A 22893-nucleotide genomic window follows, 5' to 3' on the forward strand; every position below is an offset into this window, starting at 1 on the left:
CAGCTGGTTGATAGGCCGGATGTGGAAGCGCTGCGAGGCGTTGAGCTAACCGGTACTAATGGCCCGTGAGGCTTGACCATATAACACCCAAGGGGTCTGTGATGACCCACGACGCCGGATACGTCTTGAAACGTACGCGTCAGCATGATTCACCGTTTTTCGCCTGACGACCATAGCGAGCGTGAACCACCTGATCCCATGCCGAACTCAGCAGTGAAACCGCTTTGCGCCGATGGTAGTGTGGGGTCTCCCCATGCGAGAGTAGGTCATCGTCAGGCACTTATATCGAAAAAACCCCGAACATTCACGTGTTCGGGGTTTTTTCATATCTAGCGGACGCTAGGGCCACGAGATTATTATCGGGCTTGTGCCAGCCGCCAGCCGATCATCGTCAGGCACTGATACCGACCTTATATCGAAACTCCGAGCATTCATTTGCTCGGGGCTTTTTTATGCCTGCCTGGACTCGCGTCATGAGAGGCGGGCCAGGCACCAGCCCCATACCGCTTCCTGGGAGGCGAGAGGCAATGGGGAGCGCTTGCGGACCAGGAAGTAACTGGGTTCTTTGATCATGGCCTCATCCGCGACCTGCACCAGGCGTCCGGCTTCGAGGTCCCCCGCCACAAATGCCCGACACGCCAGGGCGACGCCCTGGCCGGCCAGGGCCGCATCCAGCGCCAGTGTCGTCTGGCTGAATGTCGCGCCGGATAGCTTGCCGTCGTTTCGAAAGGGCTTTCGCAAGAGCCTTCGCAAGAACAGCGGCCAATGATCGTGGGCGTCGTGCAATAGCGGGAGTTCCCGAAGCCGTTCCCCGGTCAGGGGAAGCGGCAACCCCTTGACCAGATACGGACTGGCGACCGCGATCAGCTCCTGATGGAACAGTAGCTTGGCCTCCAGCCCGGAGGGAAACGGGGGGCGGGTTAGCCGCACGGCAATATCTACCTGGTCGCGATCAAAGGCGGAGAGCGTCTCGGTGGCGACCGTGCGCAGCTCGACACCGGGAAGGGCCGCGTTGAGCTCGGCCAGGCGCGGGATCAGCAGCTTCGCGGCGAAGGTCGGCGTCACACTGATCGTGACAGTATCCGGTTGCTGCAATAGTCGTCCGGTGGCGTCTCCGAGCGTATCGAAGGCGCGGGTCAAATCCGTCAGGTAGGCCGCGCCCGCTGGTGTCAGTGCCAGGCCACGGGGCAAACGCTGGAACAGGGCCAGGCCCAGGTGTTCCTCCAGCGCGCGTACCTGCTGCGCGACGGCACCCTGAGTGACACTCAGCTCATCGGCGGCGGCCCGAAAACTCAAGCGGCGGCCCGAGACCTCGAAGGCGCGCAGGGCATTGAGCGGGGGAAGCTTACGGCGGGATAAGGTCATGCCTATAGCCTATAGATTTTCTACAGTCTCTCACGTTTATTCATCGCGCGAAATGCCTGCCACTACTTGGCACAATGCCTCCAGAATCTAGCCGGAGGAGGTCGTCATGACGAAAGAGAAATTCTACGCGTGTGCCGTGACCTTGTTGCCGTCGGAAGACCCGGGCGGCGTCTCCGACAAGAATATCCGCGTTACGCTTTCATGAAGGAGAAACACCATGTTGCGTGCCTATATGGCGCTTGTCGCGCTTGGCATTATCTGGGGCTCAAACTTCATCTTCATGAAGTGGGCCACCGACCTGATCTCACCCACACAGACGGTATTCCTGCGGGTATTGTTCGGTTTTCTCCCCCTGGCCTTGATGGCCTGGCGAGCCAGGGTCCTGACGCGTGAGCAGCTCCGTCATCTGCCGCACTTTGCGGTCATGTCGGTGCTGGCGACGACGTTCTATTATTATGGATTCGTGGCCGGCACCGCCCGGCTTCCGTCCAGCATTGCCGGGCTCCTGAGTGGTTCGATTCCCATCTTCACCTTCATCTGCGCCTTCCTGTTTCTGCGCCAGGATCGCCCGACCGGCCAGATGGCGGCCGGCGTTTTCCTGGGCTTCATCGGTATCGCGCTGAGCGCCCGTCCCTGGGAGGGCGCCGACGGCGTGGCGCTGGCAGGGGTCTTCTGGATGCTGGCCGGGACCCTGAGCCTCGGGGTGTCATTCGTCTATGCCCAACGATTCCTGTCGCCGTTGAAGCTGGCCCCGCTGGCATTGGCGACCTGGCAGACGGGGCTCGCGCTTCTGACCCTGCTGATACTGACCGACTTCGACGGCATGGCGGCCATAACGACGGATTCGCGCGCACTGTGGGGCGCCGTCGTCGGCCTGGGCATGCTAGGCACCGGCGGCGCCTTCTTCTGCTATTACTTCATCATCGAAAGGCTCGGTTCCGTGCAGGCATCCGGCACGACCTATATCGCACCGGTGGTGGCGGTAATCATTGGCGCGGTGGTCGGCGAGGAGATCACCACGACCGTTATACTCGCGCTGGCATTGATTCTCGGAGGGGTGGTGCTGATTCAGACGGGGAAGCGTAGGGTCGCACCCGCTTCTGTTCAGCCCTCGGCAGAAGAGTAGGGGCACATGCCCACGACAGGCCCGGTCGGGTGACCGGGGCTGTTGTGAGATGCTAGGTGGGGTATCAGGTGAGGTGCTGGAGGACCGACGGCCTACAGGGCGGCAATCTTGTCGCGCTGTTCCATCAGCAGGCGACGGGAGGCCTGGAGGTCGGCCAGCTTGCCGCGTTCCTTCTCCACCACCGCGGCGGGGGCCTTGGCCACGAAACCGTCGTTGGACAGCTTCTTCTCGATGCCACCGATCAACTTGTCCTGCTTGCCGATTTCCTTGTCGAGGCGTGCGAGCTCCGTCTCCTTGTCGATCAGGTCGGCCATGGGCACCAGTACTTCCATTTCGCCGACTAGCTGGGTGGCCGACAGGGGGGCCTGCTGGGGGTCTTCCAGCCAGTCGAGGCTCTCCAGCTTGGCGAGCTTGGCCAGGAACAGGCGGTTGGCCTCCAGGCGTTCGCGGTCGGCGCTGCCGCCCTTGGTCAGCAGTACCTCCAGGGGCTTGCCCGGTGCGATATTCATCTCGGCGCGAATATTACGCACGGCGATGATGACCCCCTTGAGCCACTCGATATTGCGGACAGCGTCTTCATCGAGCAGTGCCTCATCCGCCACCGGCCAGGGCTTGGCCATGATGGAATCCTCGTCACCCTGGTGAGTGCCGGCCAAAGGCGCGACACGCTGCCATATCTCTTCGGAGATATAGGGCATCATCGGGTGGGCCAGGCGCAGGATCGATTCCAGCACGCGAACCAGGGTCTGGCGGGTGCCGCGCTTGGCATCGAGGCCGGCGTTATCGTCCCAGAGTACCGGCTTGGAGAGTTCCAGGTACCAGTCGCAGTATTCATTCCAGACGAATTCGTAGAGCGCCTGGGAGGCATGATCCAGGCGGAACTCTTCCATGGCCCGGGTCACCTGGGTGGCCGTCTGTTGCAGCCGCGAGAGGATCCAGCGATCCGCCAGGGACAGCTCGACCGCCGCATCGCCCAGGCCGGTGTCTTCGCCCTCGGCGTTCATCAGCACGTAGCGTGAGGCATTCCACAGCTTGTTGCAGAAGTTGCGGTAGCCATCCAGGCGGCCCATATCGAACTTGATATCCCGCCCGGTGGTGGCCTGGGAGAGGAAGGTGAAGCGCAGCGCATCGGTGCCGTGGGGCTCGATGCCCTCCGGGAACTCGCTGCGCGTGGCCTTGGCAATCGCCTTGGCCTTCTGGGGCTGCATCATGTTGCCGGTGCGCTTTTCGAGCAGCGTGTCCAGCTCGATGCCATCGATCAGGTCGATGGGGTCCAGCACGTTGCCCTTGGACTTGGACATCTTCTGGCCCTGTCCATCACGCACCAGGCCATGCACATAGACCTGCTTGAAGGGCACCTCGCCGGTGAACTTCAGGGTCAGCATGATCATCCGTGCGACCCAGAAGAAGATGATATCGAAGCCGGTGACCAGCACGCTGGAGGGATGAAAGGTCTTGAGCTCTTCGGTCTGCTGGGGCCAGCCCAGGGTGCCGAAGGTCCACAGGCCCGAGCTGAACCAGGTATCCAGCACGTCCTCGTCCTGGTTCAGTTCGAGGTCGGCCGCCAGGCCGTGGCGTTCGCGGGCTTCCTGTTCGCTGCGGGCCACATAGACGTTGCCGTCGGCGTCGTACCAGGCGGGGATGCGATGGCCCCACCATAGCTGACGAGAGATGCACCAATCCTGGAGGTCGCGCATCCAGGCGAAGTACATGTTCTCGTAGTTCTTGGGTACGAACTGAATATCCCCCTTCTCCACGGCCTCGATGGCGGGCTTGGCCAGGCTTTCCACGGCCACGAACCATTGGTCGGTCAGCAGCGGCTCGATGATGTCGCCGGAGCGGTCTCCGAAGGGCAGGGTGTTGTTGACCGCCTCGACCTGCTCGAGCAGGCCGGCGGCCTCCATGTCGGCGATGATGCTCTGACGCGCCTCGAAGCGCTCCAGGCCCGCATAGGCCTGGGGCAGGGTCGGGTCGATATCGGGCAGCGGCCGCCCCTGAATATCGAAGGCCTCGGCCTCGGAGAGGATGGCGGCATCCTGGGTAAAGACATTGATCAGCGGAAGGTTCTGGCGCCGACCCACCTCGTAGTCGTTGAAGTCGTGGGCGGGGGTGATCTTCACGCAGCCCGAGCCCTTCTCCATGTCGGCGTGTTCATCGGCGACGATGGGAATACGGCGCCCCACCAGTGGCAGCGTGATGAACTTGCCTATCAGGGCGGCGTAACGCGGGTCCTCGGGATTGACCGCCACCCCGGTGTCACCAAGCAGCGTCTCCGGGCGGGTGGTGGCAACGACCAGATAATCCTTGCCGTCGTCGGTAGTGACACCATCGGCCAGGGGGTAGCGGAAGTGCCAGAAGCTGCCCTGCTGATCGCGATTCTCTACCTCGAGGTCGGAGATCGCGGTGTGCAGGGTCGGGTCCCAGTTGACCAGCCGCTTGCCCCGGTAGATCAGGTCGTCCTCATAGAGACGCACGAAGACTTCCTGGACCGCCTGGTAGAAGCCGTCATCCATGGTGAAGCGCTCGCGGCTCCAGTCGACGCTGGCCCCCATGCGCCGCAGCTGACGGGTGATATGGTCGCCGGACTCCTGCTTCCACTCCCACACCTTGTCGATAAAGGTCTCACGGCCGAGGTCATGGCGGCTCTTGCCCTCTTCCGCGGCGACCTTGCGCTCGACCAGCATCTGGGTCGCGATGCCGGCATGGTCGGTGCCCACCTGCCACAGGGTGTTATGCCCCTGCATCCGCCGCCAGCGGGTCAGGGTGTCCATGATGGTGTCCTGGAAGGCGTGGCCCATGTGCAGGCTGCCGGTGACGTTGGGCGGCGGAATCATGATGGAGTAGGGCGCACCCTCGCCCGAGGGGGCGAAGCGGCCGTCGGCCTCCCAGCGCTGGTACCAGCGGGATTCGATCTGCTCGGGTTGGTAGGTCTTGTCCATGGGCGTTCCGGGTCCAGAAATAAACACCGCCGGCCAGGGGGCCGGGCGGCAGGAATGGCGACGAAAAATGGGGCTCATTATAGCCCGGTGCGGCGGTCGGCGTCAGCCTGACTGGCCGCGCAGCTGATGCGCCTTGACCGGGTAGCCCCGCTGGCGGTAGGTCTGCCAGCACTCGCGCTTGGCGGTCAGTACGGCCTGGTGCTGGTTGATGATCTCGGCGACACGCTCGAAGCGCGAGAACCATTCGGGGATGCCGGGCGAGAGATTGAGAAGCGCCTGGACCGAGCGTTCGGGGGGCGGTGGCTCGGCCCAGCCGATGGTCACCGCCACCCGTTCGGCAAGGGCGTCATCGGCCAGGGCATGGGGTACATAGGCGTCGGCGCGGAAGGTCCAGAGCGCCTCGTCGAGTTCCCTGGCCATGGTGTCATCCTCGGCATGCAGATGCAGCCGATAGCCCTTGCGCTGGATGGTCTCGGCCAGCCGGCAGGCGAAGTCGAGACGCGCCTTCAGGGTGGTGTCGGGGAGAACGTAGAAATCGATCTGGGTCATCTGGATCTGCCCGGGGCTTTCCCTCGGGACAGGCCTTTGCGGAGGCGCTGTGAATACGTCCCTGTACGCTACCGACGCCATCCCTGGCGTAGGGCCTCCGCGTCGGCCTGCCCTTCGGCGCCCCTCGCCTCGGTGGAGAGAGCCGCGAACCCGCTTTAGCGGGCCCGACGCGGCGATGGCGCTGTTACACCAGCCGGGTGAGCCAGCCGTGGGTGTCCTCGGCGCGGCCATACTGCAGGTCGAGCAGCTTGGTGCGCAGGCGCTTGGCGATGGGGTTGCCGTTGTCGCCGGCCAGGCGGATGCGCTCCTGGTCGCTGACCAGTTCGCCCACCGGGGTGATCACCGCCGCGGTGCCGCAGGCGAAGACCTCGGTGATCTCGCCGTTGGCCGCGCCTTCGCGCCACTCGGCGATGCTGATCGGCCGCTCCTCCGGGGTCAGCCCCTCGTCACGGGCCAGGGTCAGCACCGAATCGCGGGTGATGCCCTCGAGAATGGTGTCGGTCAGGCGGGGCGTCGCGATACGCCCGTCCTGGTACACGAAGAACAGGTTCATGCCGCCCAGTTCCTCGATCCACTGGTTCTCGACGGCATCGAGGAAGGCGACCTGGCCGCAGCCATTGGCGCTGGCTTCCTTCTGGGCGGCCAGGGAGGCGGCGTAGTTGCCACCACACTTGGCGAAGCCGGTCCCCCCGGGGGCGGCACGCTTGTAGTGTTCCGAGAGCCAGATCGAGACCGGCTCGATGCCACCCTTGAAGTAGGCGGCCGCCGGCGAGGCGATCACGTAGTAGTCGACCTCCTGGGCCGGGCGCACGCCGAGGAAGGTTTCGCTGGCAATCATGAAGGGGCGCAGGTAGAGGCTGCACTCGTCGGCCTCGCCTTGAGGCGTGGGCACCCAGGCATGGTCCTGGGACAGCAGGGCCTTGAGCGAGCCGATGAAGTCGGCGTCGGAAAGCTCCGGGAGGGCCAGGCGACGAGCGCTACGTCGAAAGCGTTCGGCATTCTTCTCGGGGCGGAAGGTCCAGATGGAACCATCGGCATGACGATAGGCCTTGATGCCTTCGAAGATCTCCTGGGCGTAGTGCAGCACGGCGGCGGCGGGGTCCAGCGTCAGCGGACCATAGGGGCGCACGCTATGGCCGTGCCAGTCACCGTCCAGGGTCCAGCGCACGTGGGCCATGTGATCGGTAAAGTACTGACCGAAACCGGGGCTGGCGAGGATGTCCTCGCGGATGTTGGTGGCCGTGGGGGCGGCGTTGGGGAGCAGTTCGAAGTGTTCAGTCGACACGGCAAGGGGTCTCCGCTACGCCCGGAGCCGAGGGCTCCGGGTGGGTAAAGAACGTTCGGGCCGGCAGGGGCCCGGGGCGTGGGTCTGGATCGATCTCCATGAAAAAGGCGGCGCGAAGAAAACGCAAGCCCTGAATCATGGCCGGTCCCCGGCATGCCCGGGGCGATTGCGGCCACCGGGGCCGGATCGCCGTTATTCCACCGCGGTCTCCACCGTGGCGTCGGCTTCGCGGTCCAGCAGGTACTGGGTCAACAGGCCCACGGGGCGGCCGCTGGCTCCCTTCTGCTTGCCGGATGACCAGGCAGTGCCGGCAATATCCAGGTGTGCCCAGGGGAAGCGGTCGGCGAAACGCGACAGGAAGCAGGCCGCCGTGATGGTGCCCGCCGGGCGACCGCCGATATTGGCCAGGTCGGCGAAGTTGGAGTCGAGCTGTTCCTGGTATTCGTCCCACAGCGGCAGGTGCCAGGCGCGATCCCAGGCGGCTTCGCCGGCATCCAGCAGGTCCAGAGCCAGGTCATCGTCGTTGGATAGCAGGCCGGTGGCGTGATGACCCAGGGCAATGATGCAGGCGCCGGTCAGGGTCGCGATATCCACCACGCTGGCGGGCTCGAAGCGCTCGGCGTAGGTCAGGGCGTCGCACAGTACCAGGCGGCCCTCGGCGTCGGTGTTGAGCACCTCCACCGAGAGTCCCTTGAGGGTCTTGATGATATCGCCCGGCTTGGTGGCTCGGCCGTCCGGCATGTTCTCGGCGGCTGCCACGATGGCCACCAGGTTCACCCTGGGGCGGATGCCGAGGGTCGCCTTGAGCGTGCCGAACACGCTTGCCGCGCCGCACATGTCGAACTTCATCTCGTCCATGGCCTCGCCGGGCTTCAGCGAGATGCCGCCGGTATCGAAGGTGATGCCCTTGCCGACCAGCACATGGGGAGCCTCGTCGGGGTCCTCCGCGCCCTGATAGCGCATGACGATCAGGCGTGAGGGCTGCTCGCTGCCCCGGCCCACGGAGAGCAGGCTGTGGGCACCCAGCGCTTCGAGGGCCGACTCGTCGAGGATATCCACCTGCAGCATGCCATCCGAGCCCTGGCCCAGCGCTTCGGCCTGTTCTGCCAGATAGCTCGGGGTGCAGACATTGCCGGGCAGGTTGCCCAGGGTGCGGGCATAGTTGATGCCCCGGCCCAGGGCCTCACCGACGCGCGCGCCTTCGGCAGTGGCCGCGACGTCGCTGTCGTCGCTGACCAGTAGCTCGACCTTGGCGAGGCGCGCCTCGGGTGACTTGTCCGTCTTGAATTCCTCGAAGCGGTAGAGGGCGCGGTGGGCGGCCTCGGCGACCATGCGGGCCTTCCAGTCGCAGCCACGATCCGACAGCGGCACCTCGGTGAAGGCCATGGCGATCTCGTCCACCGGCAAGTTCGCCAGGGCGGTGAAGGTGGCGTCCAGCGCCTTGCGAAAGGCGGATTCCTGGCATTTCTCGCGCTTGCCCAGGCCCACCAGCAGCAGGCGGTCCGTGGAGAGACCCGGTGCGAAGGGAACCAGCTGGACGTTGCCCAGCCGGGCATCGAAGTCGCCGCGCTCGAGCAGCTGAGTTACCAGCCGCTCGCTGGCGTCGTCCAGGCGTGCGGCGGTGGGCAGCAGCGCCTCATCCTTGAATACCGGAATGACGATACAGGCGCTTTCGACCTTGGCAGGGTTGCCCGTTCTGACAGGGAATTCCATGGCGTCTCCACAAGACAAGCGTTGGGGTTATAGGCAATTGGGGTTACAAGCGTAGGGGGATTCTGGATAATGCCGGCACGTTGCCGTGTCGCTCCAGTGTACCCAAGGCATGGCCCCATTGCATGGCAGACGCCGCATGATCATCTTTCGTTACCTGACCCGCGAGATCCTTTTGACCATGGCCGCCGTGGCCGGTGTGCTGTTGCTGGTGATCATGGGTAGCCGCTTTATTCGCTATTTCAGCAATGCCGCCGAGGGGGAGATTCCCGCCGATATTCTCGGCACCCTGATGCTATTGCACCTGCCGGGGTTCCTGGAGCTTATCCTGCCCCTGGCATTCTTCCTGGGTATTCTGCTCGCCTATGGCCAGCTCTATCTCAACAGCGAGATCACCGTGCTGGTGGCCTGTGGTACCAGTCCCAACAAGCTGCTCCAGGTGAGTCTGGTGCCGGCGGTTCTGGTGGCCGTGCTGGTAGGACTGTGCAGCCTGTGGCTCACGCCGGCGGGGGCGTTCGAGACGGAAACGCTGCTCGAGGATCAGCGAAGCCGAGTCGATTTCTCGACCCTGGGGCCCGGACGCTTCCAGGACTTCGGCAGCGGACGCACCGCCTATATCGAGGGCTTCAGCGAGGATGGCAGCGAAATGCGCGGTGTCTTTATCAGCGAGCGGCAGCGACGCAGCGACGGCACCCCGGAAAATGCGGTGACCCGCGCCGTGGGCGGCCACCAGGTGGTGGATGATGATACCGATAGCCGCTTCCTGGTGCTGAGTGACGGCGAGCGTTACAGCGTCGAGTCGGGGCGTCACCAGGCCGAGCGCCTCGAGTTCGAGACCTATGCGGTACGCCTGTCACGGGCCGAGTCACTGCGCGAGCTCGACTCGCCGGAGCTTACCCCCACGGGGGAGCTGTTGGGCGAGGCGTCGCCCGAGGCCTACGCCCAGCTGCAGTGGCGGCTGAGCATGCCGTTGATGGTGTTTATCCTGACCCTGCTGGCGATGCCTCTTTCGCGGGTCAATCCGCGCCAGGGCCGCTTCGCCAAGTTGCTGCCGGCAATCTTCTTGCATGTGGCCTACCTGAGTCTGCTGCTGGCGGCACTGGATGCCATCGGTCGCGGTAACTTGCCGGCCGCAGTGGGCATGTGGCCGATCCATGGCGCCTTTCTGGCGCTGGGTCTGTTGATGATGATACGCGCCCAACGCAAGGGGATGAGCGGATGATTGCCGATCGCTTCGACCGTTATCTGGCGCGCAATGTGCTGGGCGCCATCATCGTCGTCCAGGTAGTATTGCTGGGGCTGGATCTGGTGATCACCTACATCAATGATCTTGGCGATGTGGAGGGCGACTACGGCGCCTTCCAGGTCCTTCTCTACCTGGGGATGCGGCTGCCCTGGCGGCTCTATCAGTATGCGCCGGTAGCGGTGCTGATCGGGGCCTTGATCGGCCTGGGGGGCATGGCCTCGAGCAATGAGCTCACCGTGATGCGCGCCGCGGGCCGCTCCCTGGCGAGAATTCTCTGGGGTGCCATGAAGCCGATCATCCTGGTGGTGATCGTGGTGCTGGTGGTCGCCGAATACGTCTCACCGCGCACCGAGCAGTTTGCCAGCGCCTGGCGCGTCGAGAAGATCCAGGGATCCGGCGCCCTGGTGACCCAGAGGGGGGGCTGGCAGCGGGAGGGCGACAGCTTCTATCGCTTCGGTGCCATCCGTGCCGATGACACCGTGCTCGACCTCTCGCGCTACCGCTTCGAAGGCCAGCGTCTGGTGGAGGCTCTGAGCGCCGCGCGGGCGGTGTGGCAGGAGGGGCACTGGGTGCTGGAAGAGGTGGCGCTGACGCGCTTCACCGACCAGGGAACCGAGGCCAGCCATCTCGATACCCGGGAGTGGGATACCCAGCTGACCCCGGCGCAGCTCTCGCGCCTGTTGCGCGACGTCGAGAGCCAGTCGCCGAGCGAGCTATGGGCCTATGCCCGCTATCTGCGGGACCAGGACCAGCAGGCCACCCAGCCGCTGCTCTATTTCTGGCAGAAGATGCTATTGCCGTTGACCATGGGCTCGCTGGTGCTGGTGGCCGCCTCCTTCGTCTTCGGCCCGCTGCGCACCGTGGCCGCCGGTACGCGCGTGTTCTACGGCGTGATCACCGGGCTCGCGTTCAAGTACCTGCAGGACCTGCTGGCGCCGGCCTCCACGGTGTTCGGCTTCTCGCCGGCCTGGGCAGTGCTGGCGCCGACCCTTATCTGTGCCGCGGTGGGGATCCTCCTGCTGCGCCGCAACGGCTGAGACCAGGAGAGCACCATGCCCCGCCGCTTACCCCACCTCGACGATGTCTGGCCCGCCGGCCTCGGCCGCCGGCTGGGTGCCATGCTCTACGATGCCTTCCTGGTCATCGCCATCTGGCTACTGGTCGCCGGCCTGCACCTTCTGGTGGTACGCCACCTGGTCGGCCTGCCCGCCGAGCAGGTCGGGACGAGTGCCGCTCAGGTCGCTTCCCTGCGGCTGATCATGCTGGCGTCGGCCTTCGCCTTCTTTGCCTTCTTCTGGTGCCGTGGCGGCATGACCCTGGGCATGCAGGCCTGGCGGTTGCGGGTACAGACCCGGGATGGCGGCACCATTTCACTGCACCAGGCCATGGTGCGCTATCTGGTGGCCTGGCTCTCCGTTGCCGCCCTGGGGTTGGGCTATCTGTGGGTGCTGTTCGATGCCGAGCGTCGCAGCTGGCCGGATATTGCCTCGGGGACCCGGGTGGTGGTGCTCCCCAAGGCGGCCAGATAGCCAGGAATCGAGCGAGATCAAAAATCGGCCTGTTTGCGGTTGCAATACCTTATGCGAATCATTTACATTTATCTTGCTGATCAACGCGAGGTGTTCGCATGTACGTCTGCATCTGCAAGGGAGTTTCCGACCACCGTATCCGTCAGGCGGTGGAAGAGGGCGCGCGTAGCTGGCGCGAGGTCCAGGCCGAGACCGGCTGTGGCACCCAATGCGGCAAGTGTGCCTGTGTCGGCAAGAGTCTGACCCGGGAGGCAGTGAAGGACGCATTGCTGCACTCCGCTACGGATCTGGCCTATGCTGTCTAGTGCATGCTGTCTAGTGCATGCCGTCCAGCGCAGGCCATGTAGTGCTATCTGCAGATATTCTTCTTTGCTGAATTTGGCAATCGTCTCCTCGGCGTGCCAAGCTTCGGGATGACTTCCCACGACCGAGAGGCAGATTCATGAAAGGCGACAGCAAGGTTATCGAACACCTCAACCGTGCACTGGGCAATGAGCTGGTGGCCATCAACCAGTACTTCCTGCATGCCAAGATGTACAAGGACTGGGGCCTGCAGAAGCTGGCCAAGTGGGAGTATGACGAGTCCATCGAGGAGATGGTCCATGCCGACAAGCTGATCGAACGCATCCTCTTCCTCGAGGGCATTCCCAACCTTCAGGACCTGGGCAAGCTGCATATCGGCGAAAACGTGCGCGAAATGCTCGAGTGTGACCTCAAGATCGAGCACGAGGGGCGCAACGACTATATTGCCGCCATCGAATACAGCGAGCAGGTCAAGGACTATGTGACTCGTGACCTGTTCCGCGATCTGCTGGCGGACGAGGAAGGTCATATCGACCACCTCGAGACCGAGCTGGGGCTGATCGACAAGGTAGGCCTCGAGAATTATATGCTCAAGCAGATGCAGGAAGCCGGCGACGAATAAGCGTCTCTTCCCATCGGCTTCTCACTCCTCGCCAGCACCGGCGCCCTTGTGGCGCCGGTGCTCGTTTCAGCCCCCACAAGCCGACAAACGGACTCGCTTCAGAAGGCCTTCTCCAGGCCGAAGCGCGGCACCGGCTCACCTTGCACCTCCACCAGCTCGTTGAACATCGCCAGCGGCCGCACCCAGAGGCCGTAGTCCCCGTAGAGCGCGCGATAGACCACCAGGGGCTCCTCGCTTTCGCTGTGATGGGCCAGGCCGAGCACCTCGTAGCGACTGCCCTTGTAGTGATAGTAGATGCCGGGCACCGGTGGCGTATGGGACATGTCACTCTCCTGAAATAACGTGATGACGCTGATGAGGGCCGAATCGGCGGACCGCTGGTGAACGCCTCAAGGCCCCGTCGAGTGGCGAGCGGCCTGCCTGGCCAGCCGTGACAGGGTCCGGGAGGCGGCCACGAAGCCGAAGCCGCCGGTAACGAAGGTGGCGGCGCCGAAGCCGGAGGCGCAATCGAGCCGGGTGGCCTCACCGTTGCCGGGCTTCTGGAAGCAGACCTCGCCGTCGCTGCTTGGATAGACCAGTTGTTCGTCGGAATAAACGCATTCCACCGAGAAGCGCCGCCGGGGGTTGCGCGAGAAGCCGAAGTCACGGCGTAGCCGCGAGCGCACCTTGGCCAGCAGGGGGTCGTGTTCGGTACGCGTCAGGTCGGCGACCTGGATGCGCGTGGGGTCGGTCTGGCCCCCGGCGGCACCGGTCACGGTGATCGGCAGCTTGCGTCGACGACACCAGGCGATCAGGGCGGCCTTGGCGACCACGCTGTCGATGGCGTCGATCACATGGTCGGCGTCCTCGGGGATGCGCTCGGCCAGGTTGGTGGGTGTGACGAAGGCGGTATCGGCCATCACCTCGATGCCCGGCTGGATCGCCCGGCAGCGCTCGGCGAGCACCTCGACCTTGGGCCGGCCCACGGTACCGTCCAGGGCATGGAGCTGGCGGTTGACGTTGGAGACGCAGACATCATCGAGGTCGATCAGGGTCAGCCTGCCGATGCCCGAGCGCGCCAGGGACTCGACGGCCCAGCTGCCCACGCCACCCACTCCGACGACCACCACATGGGCCGTGCGGAAGCGGGCGAAGGCGCGAGCGCCGTAGAGTCGGCGGATGCCGCCGAAGCGCAGGGCGTGATCGTCGTCGGTGAGGCCGGCGGGTGAGGCGGTGATAGAGTCGCTCATGGTCTTACTCATGGTCTTCATAGCGCCGTGAGTGGGGCGGTGGGTGGAGCCTCGAAAGCGGGCCAGGCTGCCTGGTCGGGCGACAGCGATCCTACGCCGTCCTTCGGCAGATGGCCGGCCCAGCCGAAGCGTTCGAACAACGCACTCATGACGCCGTCCGGGGCGCACTCGATGCGCAGCCGCTGGTCCGTGGCCGGATGGTCGAAGGCCAGCCCCACCGCGGCCAGGAGCAGGCGCGGCGCCTCCAGGTGCTCCGCGAAGAAGCGATTATGGTTGCCCTTGCCATGCCTGGCGTCGCCGATGATCGGATAGCCGCGTCGCGAGAGGTGGCGGCGGATCTGGTGGCGGCGGCCGGTCAGCGGAAACGCCTCCATCAACGAATAGCGGCTTTGCGGGTAACGGTCCACGCACACCGGCAGTTCGACGCTGTCCAGGCGACGGATCTCGGTGACCGCCTCCTGGGCCGGCATCTCCGCCTTGGGACGGCGGCCATCTTCCTCGCGTAGCGCATAGTCGAGCCGCTCGGCCTCGGGGCCGATGCCCCGCACCACCGCCAGGTAGCGCTTGGCCACCTCGCGTTCGGCGAAGGCCCTGCCCAGGTGAGTGGCGATCTCGGGCGACAGGGCGAATACCATGGCCCCCGAGGTGGGGCGGTCGAGACGATGTGCGGGATAGACCCGCTGCCCCAGCTGGTCACGCAGGCGCTGCAGCAGGAACTCGCGCTCGCCGCGGGCCATGGCGGAGCGATGCACCAGCAGCCCCGCGGGCTTGTGCACGACCACCAGGTGGTCATCGCGATAGAGTATGCGCAGCTCGTCTGCCATGGCTCGGGCCCGATTCAGGAAGGGCGGCCATTGTCGCCTTTGGTGACGGGGATGTCATCCTCCGGCACATAGGGAGTGCCGGCCAGGCGCCGGACCTCGACGCGGGACAGCCAGTCGATATCGACGGCGCGCTGCTCGAGGTCATGGGCCACCGTCAGGCTGTCCCGAGGGGACGCTTCGTCCAGGCAGATGACCACCATGACCGCCCCTTCGAGGTAGTGAAGCTCCATCTCGTGGATTTCCGACCAGACCGGCAGGGAGGACCAGTGGCGGGCCAGGGCGGCCTCCACCTCGGGGCGCAGGGGTAGCCCCGGGAAGCGACTGGGGTCTCCCTCGCCGGCGTCGTCCTCGGGGTCGACATGGAAGGTCAGGTCGGTCAGGGCGGGAAAGCCGTTGCGCAGGCGGCGGCTGACTTCGTTGCCGATCTCGTGGCCCTCGGAAACGCTGATCCGCGGCGGGACCACCACGTGGAGGTCGAGCATGGTGCGCCCTGCCGACTGGCGGGTGCGCAGGTCGTGGATGCCTCGAACGCCGGGCACGCTCATCGCCATCCGGCGCATCTCCTCCTGGGTGGCCACGGGCAGGGCGGTATCCACCAGCTCGCGGCCCGACTCCCACAGCAGGTCCCAGCCGACCTTGCCGACCAGCAGGCCGACGATGACCGCGGCCAGCGTATCGATCCAGGTGACACCGAACTGGCTGCTGATCAGCGCCACCATGACCACGCCGGTAGAGAAGACATCGCTGCGATGGTGCCAGGCGTTGGCCTCGAGCATCTTCGACCCGATGCGTTTCGCCACCCGGCGGGTGATATGGAAGAGCCACTCCTTGGCGAGCAGCGCCAGGGCGGTGAGCAGTATCGCCCCGATGCCGGGGGGAGGGATCCGGGCGGCGGAGAGCAATCGCTCCAGGCTCGACCAGGCGATGGCGCCGGCCACGAAGATCAGCACGCTGCCCAGAAACAGGGTCGCCAGGGTCTCGATGCGGCCATGACCGTAGTGGTGATCGTGATCGGGGCCCTGATGGCCATAGTGAGAGGCGGCGAGCACGAAGCCGTCGGTCACCAGGTCGGAGAAGGAGTGCACCCCATCCGCCACCATCGCCGCCGAGCCGACGATCCAGCCCACGATGACCTTGGCCGCGCCCAGCATGCAGTTCACCCCTACCGAGAGGAGGGTGACGCGGCGGGTGGCCTGGTGCTTATCGGCAGGGGTCTGCATGGTCGAGTCCGGGAGGTCTTCCTGGAAGTTGTATAGGCAATATGGCCTAAATAGTACCGAAAAGGTCCTGATTGAGGCAAGGCAAAAGTCGCTACCGCCTGCCACCATGGTCTTCTCGCCCCAGCGGCGGGATATGGTCAAGCTGTTGTTCTGCCCGATAGCGTCCGGAGCCATTCATGCCGCTTTCCCCCTCCTATCGCCTCGCCGCTACCATCCTGCACTGTTTCGATGAATACCGTTCACGCTTCAAGGCCATTACCGCGGATGCCAGCCGGCGGTTTGCCGAGGCGGCATGGCGCGAGGCTCAGCAGGCCGCCGCGGAGCGCATCAATCTCTACGAGGAGAAGGTCCAGAGCACCCTCGACCGGCTGCGTCGCGGCTTCAGCCAGGAGGTGCTGACCGACTGCGAGCGGTGGCGTGAGGCGCGTATACATTATGCTGAGCTGATCGATCAGCGACTGGATTACGAGCTGGCCGAGACCTACTTCAATTCGATGTTCTGCTCGCTCTTCCATCACCGTCATATCCGTAATGACTGGATGTTTGTCTACAGCTCGCGGGAGAGGGCGGCGCGCCACTCCGGCCTGACCCTGTGTCGCCGTGTTCGGGTACAGGGCGACTGGGTCGCCGGGCTGCGCTGGGCGCTGGATGAGACGCGACTGGAGACGGGGTTTATCGACCCGGAAGGGGACGCCGAACAAGGGGCCGAGGCGCTTCGGGAGTTATTACCCGACGCCATCCGCGATGACCCCGAGGCCGAGATCGAGCTGATCAAGAGCGTCTTCTACCGTAACAAGGGAGCCTATCTCGTCGGTCGGGTACTGGGCGGCGGCGAGCAGGTGCCGCTGGTGCTGCCGGTACTTCACGACGAGGGGGCGGGGCTCTACCTGGATACCGTGCTGATCGAGCCCGATGAAGTGTCGATCATCTTCTCGTTTACCCGTGTCTACTTTCAGGTCAAGGTCGTCGTGCCCAGCGAGTTCGTGCACTACCTGCAGGAGCTGATGCCCGACAAGCCGGCTGGCGAGCTCTACGCCGCCATCGGTTTCTTCAAGCACGGCAAGACCGAGTTCTTCCGTGGCCTCAACCAGCAGGTGGCGCGCCGTGACGATCGCTTTATCATCGCCCCCGGGGTGCGGGGCATGGTGATGGCGGTCTTCGTGCTGCCCTCGTATCGTACCGTGTTCAAGATCATCAAGGACCGTTTCGATCCCTCCAAGTCGATGAGCCGTGACAACGTTCGCGAGAAGTATCAGCTGGTCAAGCTGCATGATCGAGTGGGGCGCCTGGCGGATACCCAGGAGTTCTCCAACTTTATCGCTCGCCGGGATCACTTCGCCCCCGAATGCCTGGAACACCTGCTGGAGGTAGCCCCCTCCACCGTCTCTCTGCGGGGCGACAAGGTGGTCATCCGGCATTGCTATACCGAGCGCATGATGACGCCGCTCAATCTCTATCTCGAGCAGTGTGACGAGGCCGAGACCCGGGCGGTCCTCAAGGATTACGGCAACGCCATCAAGCAGATGGCCGCCGCCAATATCTTTCCCGGGGACATGCTGCTCAAGAATTTCGGGGTGACCCGCCACGGTCGAGTGGTGTTCTACGACTATGATGAGGTGTGTTACCTCACCGAATGCCACTTCCGGCATATCCCCGAGCCGCTCTATCCCGAGCAGGAGCTGGCCGATGAGCCCTGGTACTCGGTGGGTCCCAACGATATCTTCCCCGAGGAATTCGGCCCCTTCCTGTTTGCCGATATTGGCCTGCGCAAACTCTTCTATCGACTCCACCCCGAGCTGTTCGATGCCGACTACTGGAAGGGCGTGCAGCAGGCGATTCACGATGGTCGGGTCATCGATGTCTACCCCTATCGCAACAAGCAGCGCTTCCGTGGCGCCGAGGGTAATGGGCTGGTGCACTAGCCCGGGTGGGACAAGCTATGCTGAGGGCATGAACCCCCTGGCGAGGGTCCGGGGCAGCTCTCTGCGGCAACCCAAGGAGAATCTCATGCTGGATCTGATTACCCACTCGGCAGAGCATGTCGTGGCGATGAAGATGGGCGGGGTGGTAACGGCAAGTGAGCTGCAGCATGTCATCGACGCCATCGAGGCCACCAAGCAAGACCAGCCCCTGGTCAGCCTGGTCGTCATCATCGACGACCTGCGCTGGATGACCCTCGGTGCGCTGCTCAAGGATGTCGGCTATGGCCTGACCCAGCTCGGCGATCTCGAGCGTTACCATCGTGCGGCGGTGGTCACCGACCAGGCCTGGCTCAAGCACGTCGCCCATCTGGAAGAACGCCTCTTTCGCTCGGTGGAGATCCACACCTTTGCCAGGCACGATCACGCCGCCGCCATGGCCTGGGCCGCCGAACTTCCCACGGGCGCCCACGATAGCCCCGAAGAGGATGGCTATCATGGTGCCTGAGCCGCCTCGCGGCCGCTGGTCGATGACTGCCTGAAGATGGTAGTTTCGATACAGTCAGTGGCGAGAGGTGGTGAATGACAGAGCAGCGTGCCCCGCACCTGGTGGTGCTCACGGGGGCGGGGATCAGTGCCGAGAGCGGGATCCAGACGTTCCGTGCCACGGACGGTCTGTGGGCCAATCATCCCGTCGAGGAAGTGGCGACCCCGGGTGGCTGGCGGCGCGACCCGGCCCGGGTGCTGGCCTTCTACAATGCGCGTCGGGAGCAGGTGCGCCGGGCGCGTCCCAACGCCGCCCATCGAGCTCTGGCGGCGCTGGAGCAGCAGGGCTTTCGGGTCAGCATCATTACCCAGAATATCGACGACCTGCACGAGAGAGCCGGCTCCCGTCATGTCCTGCATCTGCACGGCGAGATCCTCAAGGCACGCTCCACGGTGGATCGTCGCATGCATTATCCGCTGGCCCGGGGTGGCATCGGGCTGGGCGACGTCTGTGACAAGGGCAGCCAACTCAGGCCCGATGTGGTCTGGTTCGGCGAGGAGGTTCCCCACTTTCTCGATGCCTGCGAGATCGTGGCCGACGCCGACCTGGTACTGGTAGTGGGCACTTCGCTCGAGGTGATGCCGGCCGCTTCGCTGCTTCAGCATGCCCCTCCCTCGGCCGAGTGCGTGCTGGTCGACCCCGAGGCCGGGGCGCTGGCACCCCCGGGGGTGGGGCGGCTCAGCCAACCCGCCGGCAAGGGGGTACCGGCGCTGGTGCACCACTGGAGGCGTGAGGGGAGGCTCTGGGTGCCCGAGGCGCTTCTGGAGGAGTGATACGCCCGGAGCGTGCTAGACTACGCGCCCGCTTTTACCCCCGGACAGCCACCATGCAGGATGATGCTCTCCACGCTCCCGTGTCGAAGGCTCTTGATGCTGACTCTGCCGATGCCCTCGATGATGGGCCTTTCGATGCCCCCGGTGATGGGCCAGGAACAGGCCGCACGCGCCGCGAATTCAAGGCCCGTGGCAGCTTTGTCGAGCGCTGCCCCGGGTGCAACCTGCCCATGCTCAACTGCCTCTGCCCCTATGCGGCCGGCGCCGAGAGCGTGGCCCGGGTGTGGTTGCTGACCCACTCCATGGAGCACTTCAAGCCGACCAACACCGGACGGCTGATCCGCGATGTATTGCCCGATACCGAGGTCTTTACCTGGTATCGCACCGCGCCGGATAAGCGCCTGCTGGCGCTGCTGGAAGACCCGCGTTTCGCGCCCTTCGTGGTCTTTCCCGATGACCAGCCCGATTATGCCGAGCGCGTGGTAGGCATCGACGCCGTCACCGACACCCGGTCGGCGGGTCGCATTCCGGTGTATCTGCTGCTCGATGGCACCTGGCGCCAGGCGCGGCGTATCTTCCGCAAGAGCCCCTATCTGAATGCCCTGCCGGTGCTGCCGTTGCGTACCGATCGCCTGACGCGCTATCGGCTGCGCAAGCCGGCCTCCGCCTCCCATCTGTGTACCGCCGAGGTGGCCGCCGAACTGCTGCGCCAGGGCGGCGACGAAGATGCCGCTCTGGCACTGGACGACTATTTCGACGCCTTCAATGATAGCTATGCCGCCAGTCGCCGTTTCGAGAAGATCGAGACGCCGACGGCGGCGATGCGGCGCCTGCTGGCGCGCAAGGGGGAGTGATCAGGCGGTGCCGAACAGGGTTCCGGCGATGCGGAAGCCGGCGATCCAGGTGCCGGCGGCGGACCCCAGAGTAGCGGTCAGAAACACCAGCAGGGTGCGCGAGACCCGGTTGTGCCACCACCCCTTGAGGTGGGTCACATCGTGGCGCAGTGTGGAGAAGTCACGCACCTTGGGCTTGCGCAGGTAGAGCTCCACGCCCGCCGCCACGAAGCCGGCGCCGATGGTGGGATTGAGCGAGGTGAGGGGCGCGGCGAAGAAGGTGGCAATGACCGTGAGCGGATGGGCGAGGGCCGCCAGGGTGGCCCCCGCCGAGAGCACGCCGTTGATCAGGAACCACTCCGCCACCAGCTGCCAGCCCAGGCCGGTATTGCGCGAGAAGCCGATGGCGAAGCCGGTAAGCACCAGGATGGTGATCAACCAGGGCAGCGCCTTCCAGATCTTCGACGGGGGCGGCGTGGCCTCGAGCCGCTGGCGCTCCTGCGTCGGCTGCGGTGGCAGCTCGTCCGCGAAGTGGTCGGCCATCCCCTTCATGTGGCCCGCGCCGACCACCACCAGTACATGGCGATAGCGCCCCGGCGTGGCTTCCTCGGCCAGGCGCAGCACCATGTAGCGGTCACGCTCGCTGATCAGCGGGGTATAGAGATTCTCGGACTCGGCGGCGAATTCGTTGAAGGTGGACTCCAGCACATCGCCTTCCTTGAGGCGCTCGACCTCCTCGGCGGAGACCTCATGGCGCGACAACACGCTACCCAATAGCCCCGAGAACAGCGAGAAGCGTTGCCACCAGGGGACGTTGTGATAGATCCGCCTGAGGGTGATGCCCACGTCGCGGTCGATCAGCAGCAGCGGCAGCTCCGCCCGCCGGGACTCCTCCAGGGCGGCACGCATCTCGGCGCCGGGCTCGATACCGGACTGGTCGGCCAGGCGCTGCTGGAAGGCGCCCAGTGCAAGGCTGGCCGCCACCACGCCGGCCTTGCCCTGGCGGAAGACCTGGAACAGATCCTGCTCGGCCAGCGCATCGGGGTTGGTAAGGCTGTGGTGGCGGGAGTCGCACAGCTCAATGGCCACGGCATCGAAGTCGCCCGAGCGGATCAGCCGGCGCACGTCCTCGGCGCTCTCGGCGGAGACGTGGGCGGTGCCGAGCAGGGTGTAGCGGGTCTCGCCGACTTGCAGGATCCTCTGCGGGCCGCTGGTGGCGTCGTCCGGGCGGGTCGGGGCCTGAGTCTCGGTCATGGGGGCTCGATTCGAAGAAGTGAGGGGGGTCAATTATCCACGAACGCCCCTGGCAGGCCAAACCTCCTGCGCCCTGGCCCGAAACTCTATGCCATCCTTCTGCGTCGTGGCCCTGAGCTCCAGGTTCCAGGCTCCAGATTCTGGGTCTCGGCGCGGCTAGCGCCGCCAGAAGGCCGGGGTGAACAGTACCAGCACGGTAAAGATCTCCAGGCGTCCCAGCAGCATGGCCATGACCAGGATCCACTTGGCCAGGTTGGGCAGGTCACCGTAGTTGGCAGAGGCCTCGCCCAGTGCCGGGCCCAGGTTGTTGAGCGCCGAGCCCACCGTGGACCAGGCGGTGACCTGGTCCACCCCGGTGGCCATCACGCCCACCAGCATCAGCAGAAACAGCATCACGTAGGCAGAGAAGAAGCCCCATACCGCCTGGGCGATGCCATCCGGCACGCTCACCCTGCCGATCTTTACCGTGATCACCGCGCTGGGGTGGATCAGGCGCATTACCTCGCGCATGCCCTGCTTGAGGATCAGGATGATGCGAATCACCTTCATGCCGCCGCCGGTGGAGCCCGAGCAGCCGCCCACGAAGGCGGCCATGAACAGCAGGAAGGGCAGCGCACCGGGCCACAGCGAGAAGTCGGTGACGGCAAAGCCCGTGGTGGTGGCCACCGAGACCACCTGAAACAGCGCATGGCGCAATCCCAGCTGAGTTTCGTAGGTGCCGGTGAGCCATAGCGAGACGGCGGCGATGGTGGTCAGGCCCGCCAGAAACAGCAGCAGGAAGCGTGCCTCGGGATCCTCGAAGTAGTGCAGCACACTGCGCTCGCGCCAGGCGATGAAGTGCAGGCTGAAGCTGACCGCCGAAACGATCAGGAAGAACACGCAGATCATCTCGATGGCGGCGCTGTCGAAGTAGCCGATGCTGGCATCGTGGGTAGAGAAGCCGCCAATGGCAATGGTGGAAAAGCTGTGGCCCAGGGCGTCGAACCAGTTCATGCCGGCGGCCATGTAGGCGAGCATGCAGGCGATGGTCAGCGAGGCATAGATGTACCACAGCGCCTTGGCGGTCTCGGTGATGCGCGGGGTCAGCTTGGAATCCTTGAGCGGGCCGGGGATCTCGGTGCGATAGAGGGCCATGCCCCCGACCCCCAGGGTCGGCAGGATCGCCACCGCCAGCACCACGATCCCCATGCCGCCCAGCCACTGCAGCTGCTGGCGATAATAGAGGATCGACTCGGGCAAGTGGTCGATGCCGGTGATCACGGTGGCGCCGGTGGTGGTCAGCCCCGAGAAGGACTCGAACACCGCATCGGTCAGTGTGAGTGCCGATTCGCCGGTGAGCATCAGGGGCAGGGAGCCGAACAGCGCGAGCACGCTCCAGAATAGTGCCGCGATCAAGAAGCCATCGCGGGTACGCAGCTCCTTGCGGGCACGGCGATTGGGCAGAAACATCACTGCGCCGGTCGCTACGGTGATGCCGATGGCCACGGCGAAGGCACCCCACTGGCCGTCGGAGAACAGCAGTGAGATCAGGATCGGCGGCATCATGGTCAGGCTGAAGAGCATCAGCAGCAGCCCCAGGATACGCAGCGTCATGCGCAGGCTCATCGGACGGCCCTCCTT

General features: G+C 64.9%; 21 protein-coding genes and 2 rRNA genes. 12 read left to right on the plus strand and 11 right to left on the minus strand.

Features of this window, described 5'->3' with window-relative positions:
* Together Q358_RS0115625 and rrf are read left to right on the plus strand one after the other, a co-directional pair.
* Positions 1-80, plus strand: a 23S ribosomal RNA gene (locus tag Q358_RS0115625); the annotation flags it as partial.
* Between the two features lie 82 nt (positions 81-162).
* Positions 163-278: ribosomal RNA gene (gene rrf / locus Q358_RS0115630) — 5S ribosomal RNA — on the plus strand.
* Positions 279-471: 193 nt separating this feature from the next.
* Here the strand turns inward: rrf and Q358_RS0115635 are convergent.
* Entirely contained in the window at positions 472-1365 is an 894-nt protein-coding gene (locus tag Q358_RS0115635) for a LysR substrate-binding domain-containing protein (protein ID WP_027962825.1), read from the minus strand.
* Positions 1366-1582: 217 nt separating this feature from the next.
* Between Q358_RS0115635 and Q358_RS0115645 the strand changes: the two genes are divergently transcribed.
* Positions 1583-2491 (plus strand): DMT family transporter, encoded by a 909-nt coding sequence (locus tag Q358_RS0115645; RefSeq protein WP_027962826.1) that lies wholly within the window; start codon positions 1583-1585, stop codon positions 2489-2491.
* 92 nt (positions 2492-2583) lie between these two features.
* Here the strand turns inward: Q358_RS0115645 and Q358_RS0115650 are convergent, their stop codons facing one another.
* The 4 genes from Q358_RS0115650 to Q358_RS0115665 all read right to left on the minus strand — a co-directional run bounded on the left by Q358_RS0115650 (position 2584) and on the right by Q358_RS0115665 (position 8977).
* Positions 2584-5430, minus strand: a complete 2847-nt coding sequence (locus Q358_RS0115650) for a valine--tRNA ligase (protein ID WP_027962827.1) — start codon at positions 5428-5430, stop codon at positions 2584-2586.
* A gap of 102 nt (positions 5431-5532) precedes the next feature.
* Positions 5533-5979, minus strand: coding sequence for a DNA polymerase III subunit chi (locus Q358_RS0115655; RefSeq protein WP_027962828.1), 447 nt, complete (start codon positions 5977-5979; stop codon positions 5533-5535).
* Between the two features lie 184 nt (positions 5980-6163).
* Positions 6164-7264: a branched-chain amino acid aminotransferase gene (locus tag Q358_RS0115660; protein ID WP_027962829.1), complete on the minus strand. Its 1101-nt coding sequence runs from the start codon at positions 7262-7264 to the stop codon at positions 6164-6166.
* Between the two features lie 192 nt (positions 7265-7456).
* On the minus strand, positions 7457-8977 hold the full coding sequence (locus tag Q358_RS0115665; protein WP_027962830.1) for a leucyl aminopeptidase: 1521 nt from the start codon (positions 8975-8977) through the stop codon (positions 7457-7459).
* A 136-nt stretch (positions 8978-9113) separates the two neighbouring features.
* Between Q358_RS0115665 and lptF the strand changes: the two genes are divergently transcribed.
* The 5 genes from lptF to bfr all read left to right on the plus strand — a co-directional run bounded on the left by lptF (position 9114) and on the right by bfr (position 12674).
* Positions 9114-10196 carry an LPS export ABC transporter permease LptF gene (lptF, locus tag Q358_RS0115670; RefSeq protein WP_027962831.1) on the plus strand — a complete coding sequence of 361 codons (1083 nt, stop codon included), beginning with the start codon at positions 9114-9116 and terminating at the stop codon, positions 10194-10196.
* Complete coding sequence (gene lptG, locus Q358_RS0115675; protein ID WP_027962832.1) at positions 10193-11257, plus strand: LPS export ABC transporter permease LptG; 1065 nt, start codon at positions 10193-10195, stop codon at positions 11255-11257. Before lptF ends, lptG begins: the two co-directional genes overlap by 4 nt.
* Before the next feature lie 15 nt (positions 11258-11272).
* Positions 11273-11749 (plus strand): RDD family protein, encoded by a 477-nt coding sequence (locus Q358_RS0115680; protein WP_027962833.1) that lies wholly within the window; start codon positions 11273-11275, stop codon positions 11747-11749.
* Between the two features lie 98 nt (positions 11750-11847).
* Positions 11848-12054, plus strand: coding sequence for a (2Fe-2S)-binding protein (locus Q358_RS0115685; protein ID WP_027962834.1), 207 nt, complete (start codon positions 11848-11850; stop codon positions 12052-12054).
* 137 nt (positions 12055-12191) lie between these two features.
* On the plus strand, positions 12192-12674 hold the full coding sequence (gene bfr, locus Q358_RS0115690; RefSeq protein ID WP_027962835.1) for a bacterioferritin: 483 nt from the start codon (positions 12192-12194) through the stop codon (positions 12672-12674).
* A gap of 98 nt (positions 12675-12772) precedes the next feature.
* Here the strand turns inward: bfr and Q358_RS0115695 are convergent, their stop codons facing one another.
* The 4 genes from Q358_RS0115695 to Q358_RS17810 form a co-directional block, all read right to left on the minus strand.
* Positions 12773-12997 (minus strand): DUF1653 domain-containing protein, encoded by a 225-nt coding sequence (locus tag Q358_RS0115695; protein WP_027962836.1) that lies wholly within the window; start codon positions 12995-12997, stop codon positions 12773-12775.
* A gap of 66 nt (positions 12998-13063) precedes the next feature.
* The gene (gene tcdA / locus Q358_RS0115700) at positions 13064-13903 is read right to left on the minus strand and encodes a tRNA cyclic N6-threonylcarbamoyladenosine(37) synthase TcdA (RefSeq protein ID WP_043488626.1); all 840 of its coding nucleotides are present in this window, start codon (positions 13901-13903) and stop codon (positions 13064-13066) included.
* Positions 13904-13920: 17 nt separating this feature from the next.
* Positions 13921-14727 carry a pseudouridine synthase gene (locus tag Q358_RS0115705; protein WP_027962838.1) on the minus strand — a complete coding sequence of 269 codons (807 nt, stop codon included), beginning with the start codon at positions 14725-14727 and terminating at the stop codon, positions 13921-13923.
* A 14-nt stretch (positions 14728-14741) separates the two neighbouring features.
* The gene (locus Q358_RS17810; RefSeq protein ID WP_084286608.1) at positions 14742-15947 is read right to left on the minus strand and encodes a cation diffusion facilitator family transporter; all 1206 of its coding nucleotides are present in this window, start codon (positions 15945-15947) and stop codon (positions 14742-14744) included.
* A 176-nt stretch (positions 15948-16123) separates the two neighbouring features.
* On the opposite strand from Q358_RS17810, the gene aceK reads away from it, so the two are divergent.
* From aceK to Q358_RS0115730, 4 genes are all read left to right on the plus strand, one after another.
* A complete protein-coding gene (gene aceK / locus Q358_RS0115715; RefSeq protein WP_027962839.1) occupies positions 16124-17869 on the plus strand; it encodes a bifunctional isocitrate dehydrogenase kinase/phosphatase in 1746 nt (581 codons plus the stop codon).
* 85 nt (positions 17870-17954) lie between these two features.
* Positions 17955-18374, plus strand: coding sequence for a SpoIIAA family protein (locus Q358_RS17815; RefSeq protein WP_051530464.1), 420 nt, complete (start codon positions 17955-17957; stop codon positions 18372-18374).
* Between the two features lie 74 nt (positions 18375-18448).
* On the plus strand, positions 18449-19186 hold the full coding sequence (locus tag Q358_RS0115725; protein WP_027962840.1) for an SIR2 family NAD-dependent protein deacylase: 738 nt from the start codon (positions 18449-18451) through the stop codon (positions 19184-19186).
* 53 nt (positions 19187-19239) lie between these two features.
* Positions 19240-20040: a tRNA-uridine aminocarboxypropyltransferase gene (locus Q358_RS0115730; RefSeq protein WP_051530467.1), complete on the plus strand. Its 801-nt coding sequence runs from the start codon at positions 19240-19242 to the stop codon at positions 20038-20040.
* Here the strand turns inward: Q358_RS0115730 and Q358_RS0115735 are convergent, their stop codons facing one another.
* Complete coding sequence (locus Q358_RS0115735; RefSeq protein ID WP_027962842.1) at positions 20041-21273, minus strand: TraB/GumN family protein; 1233 nt, start codon at positions 21271-21273, stop codon at positions 20041-20043.
* 156 nt (positions 21274-21429) lie between these two features.
* Positions 21430-22878, minus strand: a complete 1449-nt coding sequence (locus Q358_RS0115740; protein WP_027962843.1) for a TrkH family potassium uptake protein — start codon at positions 22876-22878, stop codon at positions 21430-21432.
* Between the last annotated feature and the right edge of the window lie 15 nt (positions 22879-22893).

The organism is Halomonas halodenitrificans DSM 735 (assembly GCF_000620045.1).
Lineage (GTDB): Bacteria > Pseudomonadota > Gammaproteobacteria > Pseudomonadales > Halomonadaceae > Halomonas > Halomonas halodenitrificans.